This window comes from Streptomyces sp. NBC_00466, from assembly GCF_041433995.1.
Taxonomy (GTDB): domain Bacteria; phylum Actinomycetota; class Actinomycetes; order Streptomycetales; family Streptomycetaceae; genus Streptomyces.
In genome coordinates this window covers 3,093,422-3,107,185 of the sequence record NZ_CP107896.1, presented here as the reverse complement: position 1 = coordinate 3,107,185, position 13,764 = coordinate 3,093,422, and the positions used below count along the sequence as shown (strand labels likewise).

The window sequence follows — 13,764 nt, the reverse complement described above, 5'->3', positions numbered from 1 at the left end:
AGTACGACGGACCAGTACGACGGACTGATCGGCGTGCCGGTCAGGATCAAGGCCAAGGGCGGGGGCAGTCTGATTCCGGCAAGTCTGTGTGTGCGCGGCGACGTGCACGGCTTGCCCCGGTCGTACAGCAGGACCTGGACGGGGCGTCATTCGCGACAACGACGTCGAAACAATCATCGAGCGTCACACCAACTTCCATAAAGAGGCGGGCCTCGGGGGGAACCTCGCAGGGTTCCCCGAAATGAAACGACGCCTACGGCACACACCAGTCGTTAACGGCGTGCACCCGACGTGATCCGACGTGATCCGACGTGAAAACGAAAGGCTCGTACATGTCTCTTCGCCGACTTCCCAGAGGTGCGCTCATCGCGACCGCCCTGGTCACCGGTGGGTTGATGCTCTCCGGGTGTTCGGGGTTCCCGGGACACACGACAACCCCGGCCCGGGCGGTCGAGGACAACAGCGGTCACGGCGGGCCGCCCGCAGCGGCCGCGACACCCGCGGCCGGCCCGCAGCTCCGCCGGGCCGCGGAGCTTCAGCAGGTCAAGGAGATCCCCGCGCTCGGTCCCAAGAACCTGGCCGAGATCCCGGCGTCCGCCCGGCAGGCCGTCGTCGTCACCGGCGACGCACCGGACTCCAGCCGCTCCACCGTCCTCCTCTACGTCCGCGACCCGGTCAAGGGCTGGGAGCCGGTCTCCGACCCGTGGCCCGCGCACAACGCCCTGCACGGCTGGACCGAGAAGCACTACCAGGGCGATCTCCACTCACCCGCCGGGGTCTACGGCCTGACCGACGCGGGCGGCCGCAAGGCGGACCCCGGCACCCGCCTGCCGTACGACCACGGGTCCTCCTTCGTCGCCCCGGGCACCGGCTTCGACGGGGAGTCCCTGGCGGGCGCCTTCGACTACGTGGTGGCGATCAACTACAACCACAAGCCGGGCACCACCCCGCTCGACTGGACCCGCCCGATGGGCGCGTACCGGGGCGGCGGCGTCTGGTTCCACGTCGACCACGGCGGCCCCACACACGGCTGCGTCTCCCTGCCGGAGGACCGGATGAAGGAACTGCTGCGCTGGCTGGACCCGGCGAAGAAGCCGGTGGTGGTCATGGGGGACGCATCAATGCTGGGGGAGTGAAGCCGCGCCCGGGTGGTGCGGTGCCCCGTAGTCTGGACAGTGTCACCTACCCCTGAGGAGACCGTGGTGAGCGTCGTGGAAGAGCGGTGCACAGTCCTGACCCAGGAAGTCTTCGAGGAGCTGGCCCGGCACGCCATACGAACCGACGAAGCGGTGCGTCTGGAGTTCGTGAACGGGAAGTTGGGGGTCAAGGCTGTGCCGGACGGGGACCACGGGCGGATCATCGAATGGCTGACACGCCTGTGTATGCAGGCCGACCCGAGGCTGTGGCTCTACCCGGAGCAGGGCCTCCGGATCGAGAGCTACCGCAGGGGCAACGCCCGTCCTGATGGGGCCCTGGCTCCCAGCGGCACGTTCGTCGGCCAGGGTGAGTGGGCCAGTGCCGACGGTGTGCTGATGGTGGTCGAGGTCACTTCGAACGACGCCGACACCGACCGCCGGGACCGGGTGGAGAAGCCGCGTGCCTACGCCGAGACCGGGATCCCGGTCTATCTGCTGATCGACCGTGACGCGGGCGAGGTCAAGGTCCACTCGCAGCCGGACGGCGTGCGGTACGAGCAGGTGGTCACGGTTCCGTTCGGGAAGACCGTCGAGCTGCCCGGCCCGGTCGGGATCGAGCTGGACACCGCGCCGCTCATGGGCTGGGTGCGCTGACGCCGGCCGGAACAGGCGACCGTCAGCCGTCAGCCGTCAGCCGTCAGCCGTCAGCCGGAAGCAGGAAACAGAAAGGCCCGGAACCGTGGTCGGTTCCGGGCCTTCCTGTTCGGCATGCAGCCGTTGTGCGTAGGCTACGCGGGCTTCTCCTCCAGGCGCGGGAACAGCACCGCGCCCTTCGTCACCGTCGCGCCGGCCGGGAGCTGCCCCCAGACGCCCGACTCCTGGAGCTTCTGGTCCGCCAGCGCGCCGAGGCCCGCCTCGGCGCCCAGCGAGTCCCACAGGCTCTGCGAGGTCTCCGGCATCACCGCGTTCAGCAGGACAGCGACACCGCGCAGCGACTCGGCCGCCGTGTAGAGGATGGTCGCGAGGCGGGCCCGGCCCTCCGGCGACTCGTCCTTGGCGACCTTCCACGGCTCCTGCTCAGTGATGTAGCCGTTGACCTGCTTCACGAAGTCGAAGACCGCGAGGATGCCGCCCTGGAAGTCCAGCTCCTCGCCGATCATCCGGTCGGACTCGGTGACCGCCTTGGCCAGACCCTCCTGAACGGCCTGCTCGGCAGCGCCCGGGGCCTCAGCGGCCGGCAGGGTTCCGCCGTAGTACTTGCCGACCATGGCGGCCACCCGCGAGGCGAGGTTGCCGTAGTCGTTCGCCAGCTCGGAGGTGTAGCGGGCGGAGAAGTCCTCCCAGGAGAACGATCCGTCGCTGCCGAAGGCGATGGCCCGCAGGAAGTACCAGCGGTAGGCGTCCACGCCGAAGTGCGAGGTCAGGTCCTGCGGCTTGATGCCGGTCAGGTTCGACTTCGACATCTTCTCGCCGCCGACCATCAGCCAGCCGTTCGCCGCGACCCTGCCGGGCACCGGCAGACCCTGGGCCATCAGCATCGCGGGCCAGATCACCGCGTGGAAGCGCAGGATGTCCTTGCCGACCAGGTGCACGTCGGCCGGGAACGTCTCGTCGAACTTCTGCTGGTTCGCGCCGTAGCCGACGGCCGTGGCGTAGTTGAGGAGCGCGTCCACCCAGACGTAGATGACGTGCTTCTCGTCCCACGGCACCGGGACGCCCCAGTCGAAGGTCGAGCGCGAGATGGACAGGTCCTGAAGCCCCTGCCGTACGAAGTTCACGACCTCGTTGCGCGCCGACTCGGGCTGGATGAAGCCCGGGTTGGCCTCGTAGAACTCCAGCAGCTTCGGGCCGTACTCGCTCAGCTTGAAGAAGTAGTTCTCCTCCTTGAGGATCTCCACCGGCTTCTTGTGAATCGGGCACAGCTTCTGACCGGGGAAGTCGGGCTCGCCCTCGATCAGGTCGCCGGGGAGCTTGTACTCCTCGCAGCCCACGCAGTACGGGCCTTCGTACCCGCCCTTGTAGATCTCGTCCTTGTCGAACAGGTCCTGCACGAACTCCTGCACACGGTCCGTGTGCCGCTTCTCCGTCGTCCGGATGAAGTCGTCGTTCGCGATGTTCAGATGCTCCCAGAGGGGCTTCCAGGACTCTTCGACGAGCTTGTCGCACCACTCCTGCGGTGTGACGTTGTTCGCCTCGGCCGTGCGCATGATCTTCTGACCGTGCTCGTCCGTGCCGGTGAGGTACCACACCTTCTCGCCGCGCTGACGGTGCCAGCGCGTGAGCACGTCCCCTGCAACGGTCGTGTAGGCGTGGCCCAGGTGAGGAGCGTCGTTGACGTAGTAAATGGGGGTCGATACGTAGTACGCGTTCGTCCCCTGCTTCTCGGATCCAGTGGCCGCCATGGTCGAAATCCTAACTTCCTCACGGCGAGCCTCCGACCGGATATGCGCCGGGCCCCCGTCCAGGTGGACGGGGGCCCGGTCGGCCGGCCGGTGCTGTCCGGCATCAGCCCTTGCGCGCCGCCAGCCAGGCAGGGAAGGCGGCGAGCAGCTGCTCGTACACCTCGGAGTCGGCCAGCTCGCGCGGGGTCGGACCCGCGTGGAAGAACGCGGCGTGCGGGACATCCAGCTTCCGCAGGAAGTCGAACGCCTTCGACTCGTGGTCGCCGAAGGCCACGAACTGCCAGAACAGCGGCTTGTCCGCCACCTCGGCGATGGCCTGCTTGGCCACGACCTTGGCGTCCGGGGCACCGTCCGTCTGGAAGATCACCAGGGCCGGGGCGGTGGGGTCGGCGGACTTGCTGTGCAGATCCGCGACCTCCTCGACGGCCCGGTGGTAGCTGGTGCGGCCCAGCCGTCCCAGCCCGGCGTGCAGCTCGTCGACGCGGCCTTCGTACGCGTCGAGCGTGAGCTCTCCGGTGCCGTCGATGTCCGTCGAGAAGAAGACGACACGGACGGTGGCCTGCTCGTCGAGGTGCGCGGCGAGGGCGAGGGTCTGCTCGCCGAGGGCCTGCGCGCTGCCGTCCTTGTAGTACGGCCGCATGGAACCCGACCGGTCGAGCACCAGATAGACGGCGGCCTTGGCACCGCTCAGCCCGGCCTTGTCGATCTCGGCGCCGGCGGCCTGGTAGGCGCTGGCGAGCTGCGGCGCGCGAGTCGTGAGGTCGGCGGGGGCGGGGGCGGTGGTGCCGGTCGCCGCCGGGGATACGGGTTCGGCCGCCTCCGCTGTCTCTGCCGCCTGGGAGTCTGCTTCGGTCGCGGTCGCTGCTGCTGCCGCTGCCGCTGCCTCTTCCTCTGTCTTGGCGGCTGTCTCTGTGTCTGCCTCCGCGGTTGCTTCCGCTTCCGCCTCGGCCTGGACGGGCTCGGTGACGGCGGGCTCGGGCGTCGCGTCGGCGGTGACCGGCTCGGCCTCGTCGGTCGCGGGTTCCGTCACGGCCGGCTCGGGCTCGGCCTTCGCCGCAGTCTCAGCTGCTTCGGTCCCAGCCGCCTCAGCCTTCTCCGGCTCAACGGCCTCCGCCTCGACGGCCTCCGCCTCGACGGCAACCGGCTCCGTTACGGCAGCGGCCTCCGGCTCCGCCGCGACGGGCTCGGCCTCAACCGCCGGTACCTCAACCGGTGCCGCTTCAACAGCCTCCGCCTCAACAGCCTCCGCCTCAACGGCCTCCGCCTCAACGGCGACCGGTGCGGCCTCGGCGGCGGGAGCGGGCTCCTGCTCAGTCTTCGTCTCCGACTTCGACTCCGACTCCGGCTTCGGGTCCTGCTCCCGCTCCGGCTTCGGGTCCGGCTCCGCCTTCCGTTCCGGCGCGGCCTCGTCCGATGCCTTCCCCTGGGCCGGGACAGTCGGCTCCGCCGGCCTCCGCTTCGGGTTGTCGAAGGCCTCCGCCACCAGGTCGGACGCGATCCCGCCGGACCTGCGGACCGGCTTCGGCGCCGGCTTCTCGGCGGCGGGGACGGCGGTCGACGCCTTGTCGGCCTGGGCGGGCAGCGACACCGTGCGGGGCTTCTCCGACGACGCGCCCTCGGCCGCCACCCGTTCCGATGACAGCCGTTCCGACGATGCCTTCTCCGGTGCCGTTGCCGTGTCCGACGATGTCACCTTCTCCGGCGAGGACTCCGCAGAAGTCGTTGCCGCCGTCCCGGTGTCCGTCGCCTTCCCGGGCGTCGTCGTACGCTCGGCCTGTGCCGGAACGGTAGTGGCCGCCGACGGCTCACCGGACTCCACGCGGTCGCGTCCAAACACCTTGCGCAGCAAGCTCCGAATGCCCATGGGCGAGACCTTTCGCAATGATTCGCAATGAGTCGAGTACGAGACAAGTCCGCGCCGACGGGAGTCGATCCCTGGCCAGGGCGGACACGTAAGGTTAACGACCGCCTTCGGCGATCTTGGACCGACCGGCTCCGAAGGGCCCGTCTCAGGAGAGGGTAGGACTCACGCCGCCGTGCCGGGCTCCAGGTCGAGCCGTGCGCGGGTCGTGTCGGCGAACAGTGCCGACAGCCGTGCGCCGTCCGGCTGTCCCGGAGCGAACAGCCCGGCAGCCCGGGCCCGTACGACGAGCAGACCGTGCGCGTCCACCGTTTCCGAGACGCCCCGGGTCTCCACCACGTCCCACCAGGCGTCCAAGTTGCGGCCGAACCAGTCGGGCAGCCCGCACGGCCCGGACACCGCGTCCCAGAAGTCGTCGAGTGAGGCGAGCGGCAGCGTGCGCAGATCCACGACCAGTTCGGAGCCCATGGCAGCGGATGGTACGCGGAAGGTACGACAGGTGTGCCGGGCCGACGCCACCCGGACTCCCCGGTGGCTCCACGGGGAACACGACTTCACCCTCAGTGACTGGCCTGAATCAGAGCAACTCCCCGTACGCCGCCGCCAGCTCCTCGTACACCACGTCCAGCTCCGCCCCGTCCGTCCCGGGCCGTGCCGCGAGCAGCAGCCGTACGCCGAGGGGGTCCCCGTGCAGCGGTCTTATCACCAGGTCGGGTCTGGGTCTGGTGGTCGGCTGGCAGACCGTGACCACCTCACCGGACGCGACCAGGGCGAACGCCGTGAGGTAATCACCGTGCAGCACCCGGGGATTGAGACCCGCCGCGCGCAGCATCCGGCGCATCCCGTCCCATTCGCCGTCCACGGTCGGGTCGACCATCCACTGGTCCGTCGCCAGATCGGCCAGTTTCACCACCGGGTCGGCGGCCGCCGGATGGTCGACCGCCAGCGTCACGGACTGCGGTTCGCGCTCGACCAGGACCCGGATCTCCAGGCCGTCCGGTACGCGCAGCGGGCACCCCTCGACCTCGTGCACGAACGCCACGTCCAGCTGGCCCGAGGCCACCAGGCGCAGCAGCGCGTTGGCCGACACGTCCATGTGGAGCGACGTCTCGGTGTCCGGCAGCCGGGCGCGCAGCCGGCGCAGCCAGCCGGGGATGGCGCGGCTCGCCGTCGCGCCGATCCGCAGCCGGGGCCCGGCCGCGCGCGCGGCGGCGGCCTTCGCCTCGGTGACCAGCGAGCGCATCTCGTCGATCAGCGGCCTGGCCCGGCTGAGCACGGTGCGCCCCAGCGGGGTGGGCCGACAGCCCGTGCGTGTACGGGAGAAGAGCTGCCCGCCCAGTGAGTTCTCGATCCGGCGGAGCTGTGTGGTGAGCGAGGGCTGACTCATGCCCAGCTCACGGGCCGCCCGGTGGAGGCTGCCGGTGTCCGCTATGGCGCACAGTGCGCGGAGATGCCGCACTTCAAGGTCCATGAAACCCGAGAGTAGGGGTGCGCCCGGGGCCGCACCAGACCATCAAATCCCCACCGATAGGCCCAAGTTATCGCCAGTTGCCATCATCCCGGCGGGGCGCCCGCGCAGCACACTCTCCGGTACCACCCGTTCACCCCCACACCGGACGAGTAGGAGCCCCCACATGAAGCACCGTAATACCGCGTTGTCCGCGATCCTCGGCCTCGGCATCGCAGCCGCCCTCGGCACAGCGGCCCCCGTCCAGGCGGCCTCGCCCACCACGGTGGCCCCGGTCCTGCACACCGCGCAGAGTGCCCAGCACTACGCGAGTGCGAAGCAGGAGGCGGGCAACAAGGCCTTCTTCGACGCCGTCATGAAGTCGGTCGCGAAGAAGCAGGCGGCCCACCCCGGGCTGAAGTCCGTCACCATCACCTACGACGCGTCGGCCGCGCCCAGTTACCAGAGCCAGATAGCGGCCAGCGCCCAGATATGGAACGCAGCGGAGACCAACGTCCAGCTCCAGGCGGGATCGTCCGGCGCCGACTTCTCCTACCGTGAGGGCGACGACCCGCAGGGTTCGTACGCCTCGACGGACGGACACGGCAGCGGCTACATCTTCCTGGACCACGCGCAGACCCAGGAGTACGACTCGATCCGCGTCACCGCCCATGAGACCGGCCATGTGCTCGGCCTTCCCGACGACTACAGCGGCCCGTGCAGCGAGCTGATGTCGGGCGGCGGCCCCGGCCCGTCCTGCACCAACCGGCAGCCGGACGCGCAGGAGCGCGCCCAGGTCGACTCCCTGTGGGCGAACGGTTTCGCCAAGGCCCTGGCCAAGGCGAACGTGTCGCGCAGGTCCTGACAGGAACAAGGATCTGACACCTAGGCCCTGACGCCACCTCCCCGGCGTCGGCCCCCCACCCCCGCACCCGGCGTCCTTGACGATGCCGGGTGCGGGTGACCTTGCCGGGGTGGATCAAGCCGGGCCGGGCCACGCCCGGCCCGGCTCCGCCGTGTCCGGGCGTGGCCCGGCCCCTGAAGCGATGTGCGTGTCCGCCCCGTTCACGGTTCAGCGCTGCGGTGACGCGATCTCCCGCGCCGCGACGACTTCCTGGCGCAGCGGGGCGAGGACACCCTCGTCGTCACCCTCGATCCGGGTCGGTACCTCCACCAGGGTCGCGCTGGACCGCAGCCCCTGCGCCAGCTCCCGCAACTGCTTCGTCACCTCGCCGACTTCCTCCGGCGCGGGCGGCCGGGCGCCGTGGTCGACGCGTACCCGCGCGGCTGTCGTCGCGTCCACGATCCGTTCCGCCGCGACGACCAGCGGCCACCAGGCGGCGGCCCGCTTCCCGGTCGGCGGCGGTTCGGTCAGGGCCCGCTGGAACTCCGTCCGGACGACCGACAGATCGCGGTAGATCCGCCTCCGCAGCCGCGCCCGGTCACCGTGGTCGCCCGGCGCGGCCGGTGAGCCCTGCGCACCCGTACCGTCGGCTGCCGGCACCGGTCCGCTTCCGCTCCCGCCGCCGAAAGCGCACTCGACGTAGCGCGCGCTCTCCTCGACCGCGACGGCCAGCCGGTCGCCGATCCGGGTGTGCCAGCTCTCCGGCCAGAGCAGATAGCCCGCGACCAGGGTGATCCCGCAGCCGATCAGGCTGTCGAGCAGCCGGGGCAGCACCAGATGGAACCCCAGATGGTTGATCTGGTCGGAGATCAGCAGGATCACCGGGGTGATGGCCGCGGTCTGGAAGGCGTACCCGTTCGCGGAGACCGCCGGGATCAGCGCCGCGAGCACCACCATCACCGGTACGTCCCACCAGCCGCGCGGTACGACCCCGAGGACCAGCGCGGCGGTGAGCACCCCCACCGCGGTGCCGAGCGCGCGCAGGACCGCGCGGGAGAAGACCGAGCCGAAGTCCGGCTTGAGTACGAAGGTGACGGTGAGCGCGACCCAGTACGAGCGGGGGACGCTCACCACCGACACCAGCACCTGCGCGAGGCCGATGCAGAGCGCGAGCCGCAGGCCGTAGCGCCAGGAGGTGGGCGAGAGCAGGACGGTGACGGCGGCCCGGCGGGCCCGGACACCGAGTGCGGCGGGGCGGCCGAGCCGGTCGTCCGCGCCGTACTGGTCCGGATGGTCGGAATCCGCGTTGCTGACGACGGCGGCCGCGTGCCGCAGCGCCGCGTTCATGGCGCGGTCGGCGGGTCCCTCGGGTCCGGGGAGTGCGAGGTCGGGCACCGCACCCGACCGGCCCGTGGCGACCACATCGGCCAAGTCCCGGACCGCCGCGGCGATTTCCGGGCGGCGCGAGGCACGGCCGTGCAGATGGGCAGCCGCGGCTGCCTCGATCAGCGGGACGAGCACATTGAGCTGGGCGAGCAGCCGCACCATCGACCTGCTGCGTCCGTGGTAGTGGGCGCGCCGGGCGAGGATCAGGTCGTACGAGGCGTTGAGCGAGGCGGTCACGGCCTGGCGTCTGACGTCGTACGCGGTCGTGCCCGCGGCCGCGAGCAGCTCGGCGACCGAGCGGTAGGTCGCGGCGACCGCGGTCCGTTCCGGGGTCCGCGCCCGCAGCGGCCAGCCGAGCAGTGCGAGCACCAGCACGAAGAGCCCGCCGAGCGAGAGCAGCAGCGGGGCCTTCCACCAGGGCCCCGGCAGCGGGAGGCCCGCGCCGACCACGGAGTTGAGCAGGAGGAGCAGCCCGGAAACGGACGCCACCGCGCCGATCGTGGAGATCATCCCGGAGACCAGCGCGACCAGGGTGAGGACGGCCACCGCGATCCAGCCGTCGCCGTACACGAGGGTGCCGAGCATGACGCCGACCGCGCCGAAGCACTGCGGCACGGCGATGTTGAGGATCCGCATCCGGTACGCGTCGGCGGTGTCGCCGATGACGCCCGAGAGCGCGCCCATGGCGACCAGCGCCCCGTACCCGGGCTGTCCGACGGCGAGGCCGACGGCCAGCGGCGCGGCCAGCGCGATGCTCGCGCGGACCACGGCGGCCCAGGGGATCGGCGCCGGCTGCGGGCGCAGCCCCCGGATCAGCCACTCCGGCGGCGAGATCAGCGGCTGCTTCCTCTGTGCGTCTGCGCTGCTGCCGACCGTGTCACCCATGCCAACAAACTACGGCCTGGCGTGCGGTTTTCTCCCGCCGCGTACGGCTGTGAGTTCTGCGCGGGTGCACGCGGGGCGCGAGACAGGCCGGTGCGCCGTCCCGTTGCGCGGCCCTGTTACGCCGTACGAGTTGCCGGGACGCGGCCGCGGGTGTGCGCTGGTGGGAGGCGAGCGGAAGGAATCTGCCATGGCCACACCCACGACACTCCGCGGACACCGGCCGTCCCACCGGCGACGCCCGGCGGCACACGGGCACCTGCCGATGGCGGCCGTGGCGGTGCCCGTCGTCCTCGGCATCGTCTACGCCCTGTACACGGCGTTCATCCTCAGCTCCACGTCGCCCGGCCACCCCTTCACCACCGCCAAGATCGTGCTCAGCATCGTCTCGGGCCTGGTGCTCGCCGTGCTGGCCTTCGGTTTCGGCCGCATCCAGCACGCGCTGCCCCGCGAGCTGAGGGCGGCCGGGTACGGCGTGCTCATCGGCGGCGCGATGGGGTTCCTGTACTCGATGACCGGGTCGAGCGTGCTGTCGTCGTCGTTCATCGGCGCGGGGTTCGGCATCGGCGCCGTGGTCACGACCTTCTATCTCTTCTACACGCACGAGGACTGAGCCGGTTCAGTCAGGTTTGTACGTCTGCGGGGTCCCGTCGTCCGCGGCCAGCTCCACCAGCGCCAGCGCGACGAGCGCGGACAGGGCGATCCCCACCACGACGCCCGCGGTGGGCCGGTCCCAGACCAGGTAGACGGCGAGCGCGACGGCCACCACCGTCCCGTTCAGCCAGGCCCTGGCGCGCAGCACCCAGAGGCCCGCGCGCCCGGTGCGCAGGCCCATGGCGTTGCGTACGGCGCCGACGGTGCGCCGCCACACCGTCCGGATCCGCACGGCGATCCGGCCGGAGCCGCCCAGCCAGGCGGCGAGCGCCAGCACGGCGCCGACCACGGCGATCATGCGGACCGCCGTCCACAGGAAGGCCGTCAGCGCGTCGATGACGGCAGCCGCAGCGGGCTCCGGGATGCCGGGCGGCAGCCGGTCCAGGTACAGGCTGCGGAAGGCGGCGATCGCCAGGCCGAGCAGCAGCGCACCTGCCGCTACCGCCAGGCCCGCGGTGACCAGGGCGCGCCGTCTGCGGACCGCCAGGAGTACGCCGCCCGCCGCGAGCAGCACGGTCACCACCGGCAGCCAGAGCCCGCCGATCCGCAGCAGCCGGAAGGCGGTGCGCGCCCGGCCCACGGCCTGGGAGTCCAGCAGCGTGTACCGGGCGTGCACCGGGGGGATCTTCGACGCGATGGTCAGCCCGCTGTCCACGAGCCGTTTCTTCGCGGCGTCCGTGACGGGCGCCAGATCGATCGTGACCGCGCCGCCCCGGTCGCTGGTCAGGGCCTTCTCGGCGGCGGTGTGCGCGGTCCTGTTGAGCTGGACCCAGACGTCCGTGAACGTGCCGCTGTCGACGAACCCCGCGACCGCGCTGTGCACGAGCTCCTTGAGCCCCGAGGAGATCGGCTTGCCGAGCGCGCCGATGGCGAGCTCGATCTCGGCGCGTTCCGCGGGCCCGACGGACTTGAGCAGCGCGTCGACATTGACGTACTTCACGACGGCCTCCGTCGCCTGGCCGGTCACGGCGGACCGCACGGCCGGGTTGGCGGCCAGCGGCCGCATCAGCGCGACATAGCGGTCGGTGTCGCCCACCACGTCGCGCGTCCAGACGGCGACGGCGGAGACCGGGGTGAGGATCCCCGCGACCACGATCAGCAGGACGGCGAAGAACGACCGCATTCGGCGGCCCGGCGGGCGCCCCTCCGGTACGGCGGGCCCGGACCGTAGTCCGCCGAGTCCGCCCACGCCGTCGTCCGTCACGTCTCCAGGGGAAGCCACCGGCCGGGAGCCCGCACTCCGGACAGCGCCATTCGGCCATTTCCGCCGCGCACCCGGACCGCCCCGCGCCACCAGGCCCGGAGCCTCCCGTCTGGATCAGGCCGGATCTTGCACTAGCCGTTTCCTTGGTCGCCGAGCGCTGAGACGATGGCCGGAAAACGGGAGGAACACATGGCTGAGGTCTTCATGCGCCGCCTGACCAGATGGCAGGCCGAATCGCAGCGGGAGGCCGTCGCGGACACCTATGTCGAGGCATACCGGGGGCCGCGTGGGGAGGAGTTCCACGACCGCCAGCAGTTCCTGGAGCGCTTCGCCGAGGACATGCAGCGCCCCGGCTTCGACATGATGGTCGCCGACGGCCCGTCGCTGGCCGGATGCGCCTACGGGTACGTCCTGGAGCGGGACGGCGGCCTCTGGCAGGGCTTCCGCGGCAGGCTCCCGGAGGACATCGAGGAACTGACCGCGTCAGGGCAGGTGTTCGTCCTGGCCGAGCTGATGGTGCAACCGCCCTTCCGGCGGCAGCGGATCGCCACCCGCCTCGTCGACCAGCTGCTGGTGCGTTCGCGGGCCGCACTGGTCGCGGCCCTGGTGGAGCCTTCGAACGAACCGGCCAGGGGAGCGATGCAGGGGTGGGGCTGGACCCGCTTCGGCGATGTGCGGCCGCGTGAGCAGCACGACCCCCTGGAACTGCCGGAGCCGCCGCACCCGCAGCACACGTACGAGGCATGGAGCCGCGCCATCGTGCACGCGGGCAGCGCGGGGTAGGCGGCGGGGGCGACAGCAGGAGCGGGAGCAGGAGGAGAACGAGCAGGCGAACGGGCGGGAGCAGGAGCCGCTACAGCCAGCCGTTGCGGCGGAATCCCCGGTACATGACCAGGCAGGCGGCCACGATCACGGCCATGGCCAGCGGGTAGCCGTACTCCCAGTGCTTCTCCGGCATGTGGTCGAAGTTCATGCCGTACACCCCGCACACCATGGTCGGTACGGCGACTATGGACGCCCACGCGGTGATCTTCCGCATGTCCTCGTTCTGTTCGATGCCCACCTGCGCCAGATGTGCCTGGAGTATGGAGTCGAGCAGTGCGTCGTACGCCGTGGTCTGCTCGGTGATCCGGGTGAGCCGCCCCGCCACGTCGCGGAAGTACGTCCTGATGTCCTGGGTCATCAGCGGCAGCGGCTGCCGGGCGAGCAGCTTCTCCAGCTGGCGGCAGAGCGGGACCACCGCCCGCCTGAACTCCATCAGCTCCCGCTTGAGCACATAGATCCGCCCGGAGTCACCGCTCGCGGCCTGCTGCGAGAAGACCAAGGACTCGACGGCGTCGATGTCGTCCTGCACGGCGTCGGCGACACAGGCGTACTGCTCGACGACGTGATCGGCGATGGCGTGCAGCACGGCGGCCGGGCCCTTGGCGAGCTGGCCGGGGTCTGCCTCCAGGGCCTCGCGGAGCGGGCCGAGCGAGCCGTGCCGGCCGCGCCTGACGGTGAGGACGAAGTCGGCGCCCGTGAAGACGACCAGCTCTCCGGTGTCGACGATCTCGCTGGTGGCGGTCAGCTCCTGGTGCTCGACGTAGCCGACGGTCTTGAGTACGGCGAAGAGTGTGTCACCGTAGGTGTCGATCTTGGGGCGCGGATGGGCGCGCAGTGCGTCATCGACGGCCAGCCGGTGCAGCCCGAACAGTTCCCCGAGCGCGACGAGTTCGCTCTGCTGCGCCTCGTGCAGCCCGATCCAGACGAAGCCGCTGCCCTCCGCTCTGACCCGGCGCAGCGCCTCGTCCGCCGGGCAGTCGCCCGGCTGCCGGACACCGTCGCGGTAGACCACGCAGTTCACGACCGCGCTGCCGAGCGGGGAGCGGACGGGGTGGCTGAGATCGACTGCGGGGTGGAGCGGGCGCCGTACGGCACGGCGCAGGGTGCGGAACATCGGCATGGG

12 protein-coding genes are annotated in these 13,764 nt (G+C 71.0%); 5 read left to right on the top strand and 7 right to left on the bottom strand.

Translation table 11 applies throughout. From position 1 onward, the window contains the following. The first annotated feature begins 332 nt into the window (after positions 1 to 332). Both OG210_RS13685 and OG210_RS13680 read left to right on the top strand, forming a co-directional pair. Positions 333 to 1,136, top strand: a complete 804-nt coding sequence (locus tag OG210_RS13685; protein ID WP_328329183.1) for a L,D-transpeptidase family protein — start codon at positions 333 to 335, stop codon at positions 1,134 to 1,136. Positions 1,137 to 1,202: 66 nt separating this feature from the next. After that, on the top strand, positions 1,203 to 1,790 hold the full coding sequence (locus OG210_RS13680; protein ID WP_328329185.1) for a Uma2 family endonuclease: 588 nt from the start codon (positions 1,203 to 1,205) through the stop codon (positions 1,788 to 1,790). A gap of 134 nt (positions 1,791 to 1,924) precedes the next feature. Here the strand turns inward: OG210_RS13680 and metG are convergent, their stop codons facing one another. The 4 genes from metG to OG210_RS13660 all read right to left on the bottom strand — a co-directional run bounded on the left by metG (position 1,925) and on the right by OG210_RS13660 (position 6,870). Beyond that, positions 1,925 to 3,538 (bottom strand): methionine--tRNA ligase, encoded by a 1,614-nt coding sequence (gene metG, locus OG210_RS13675; RefSeq protein WP_328329187.1) that lies wholly within the window; start codon positions 3,536 to 3,538, stop codon positions 1,925 to 1,927. Between the two features lie 103 nt (positions 3,539 to 3,641). Further along, positions 3,642 to 5,402, bottom strand: coding sequence for a VWA domain-containing protein (locus tag OG210_RS13670; RefSeq protein ID WP_371536658.1), 1,761 nt, complete (start codon positions 5,400 to 5,402; stop codon positions 3,642 to 3,644). Between the two features lie 162 nt (positions 5,403 to 5,564). Continuing rightward, positions 5,565 to 5,867, bottom strand: coding sequence for a barstar family protein (locus OG210_RS13665; RefSeq protein ID WP_328329191.1), 303 nt, complete (start codon positions 5,865 to 5,867; stop codon positions 5,565 to 5,567). A 109-nt stretch (positions 5,868 to 5,976) separates the two neighbouring features. Further along, on the bottom strand, positions 5,977 to 6,870 hold the full coding sequence (locus OG210_RS13660) for a LysR family transcriptional regulator (RefSeq protein ID WP_328329193.1): 894 nt from the start codon (positions 6,868 to 6,870) through the stop codon (positions 5,977 to 5,979). Positions 6,871 to 7,033: 163 nt separating this feature from the next. Here OG210_RS13660 and snpA point away from each other — a divergent pair, with 163 nt between their 5' ends. Continuing rightward, the gene (gene snpA, locus OG210_RS13655; protein ID WP_371536653.1) at positions 7,034 to 7,711 is read left to right on the top strand and encodes a snapalysin; all 678 of its coding nucleotides are present in this window, start codon (positions 7,034 to 7,036) and stop codon (positions 7,709 to 7,711) included. 207 nt (positions 7,712 to 7,918) lie between these two features. Here the strand turns inward: snpA and OG210_RS13650 are convergent, their stop codons facing one another. Further along, positions 7,919 to 9,961: an FUSC family protein gene (locus OG210_RS13650; protein WP_371536650.1), complete on the bottom strand. Its 2,043-nt coding sequence runs from the start codon at positions 9,959 to 9,961 to the stop codon at positions 7,919 to 7,921. Between the two features lie 187 nt (positions 9,962 to 10,148). On the opposite strand from OG210_RS13650, the gene OG210_RS13645 reads away from it, so the two are divergent. Further along, positions 10,149 to 10,571 (top strand): hypothetical protein, encoded by a 423-nt coding sequence (locus OG210_RS13645; protein WP_328329200.1) that lies wholly within the window; start codon positions 10,149 to 10,151, stop codon positions 10,569 to 10,571. Positions 10,572 to 10,577: 6 nt separating this feature from the next. Here the strand turns inward: OG210_RS13645 and OG210_RS13640 are convergent, their stop codons facing one another. Then, a complete protein-coding gene (locus tag OG210_RS13640; protein WP_371536646.1) occupies positions 10,578 to 11,816 on the bottom strand; it encodes a hypothetical protein in 1,239 nt (412 codons plus the stop codon). A 189-nt stretch (positions 11,817 to 12,005) separates the two neighbouring features. Between OG210_RS13640 and OG210_RS13635 the strand changes: the two genes are divergently transcribed. Further along, the gene (locus OG210_RS13635; RefSeq protein WP_328329204.1) at positions 12,006 to 12,599 is read left to right on the top strand and encodes a GNAT family N-acetyltransferase; all 594 of its coding nucleotides are present in this window, start codon (positions 12,006 to 12,008) and stop codon (positions 12,597 to 12,599) included. Between the two features lie 70 nt (positions 12,600 to 12,669). Here OG210_RS13635 and OG210_RS13630 read toward each other — a convergent pair whose 3' ends face one another. Continuing rightward, complete coding sequence (locus tag OG210_RS13630; protein WP_328329206.1) at positions 12,670 to 13,761, bottom strand: magnesium and cobalt transport protein CorA; 1,092 nt, start codon at positions 13,759 to 13,761, stop codon at positions 12,670 to 12,672. Between the last annotated feature and the right edge of the window lie 3 nt (positions 13,762 to 13,764).

Excerpts from the sequence above, each read along its gene's own strand:
- OG210_RS13685 (WP_328329183.1), top strand. The coding sequence starts at position 333 with ATGTCTCTTCGCCGACTTCCCAGAGGTGCGCTCATCGCGACCGCCCTG.
- metG (WP_328329187.1), bottom strand. The coding sequence starts at position 3,538 with ATGGCGGCCACTGGATCCGAGAAGCAGGGGACGAACGCGTACTACGTA.
- OG210_RS13670 (WP_371536658.1), bottom strand. The coding sequence starts at position 5,402 with ATGGGCATTCGGAGCTTGCTGCGCAAGGTGTTTGGACGCGACCGCGTG.
- OG210_RS13665 (WP_328329191.1), bottom strand. The coding sequence starts at position 5,867 with ATGGGCTCCGAACTGGTCGTGGATCTGCGCACGCTGCCGCTCGCCTCA.
- OG210_RS13660 (WP_328329193.1), bottom strand. The coding sequence starts at position 6,870 with ATGGACCTTGAAGTGCGGCATCTCCGCGCACTGTGCGCCATAGCGGAC.
- snpA (WP_371536653.1), top strand. The coding sequence starts at position 7,034 with ATGAAGCACCGTAATACCGCGTTGTCCGCGATCCTCGGCCTCGGCATC.
- OG210_RS13650 (WP_371536650.1), bottom strand. The coding sequence starts at position 9,961 with ATGGGTGACACGGTCGGCAGCAGCGCAGACGCACAGAGGAAGCAGCCG.
- OG210_RS13645 (WP_328329200.1), top strand. The coding sequence starts at position 10,149 with ATGGCCACACCCACGACACTCCGCGGACACCGGCCGTCCCACCGGCGA.
- OG210_RS13635 (WP_328329204.1), top strand. The coding sequence starts at position 12,006 with ATGGCTGAGGTCTTCATGCGCCGCCTGACCAGATGGCAGGCCGAATCG.
- OG210_RS13630 (WP_328329206.1), bottom strand. The coding sequence starts at position 13,761 with ATGCCGATGTTCCGCACCCTGCGCCGTGCCGTACGGCGCCCGCTCCAC.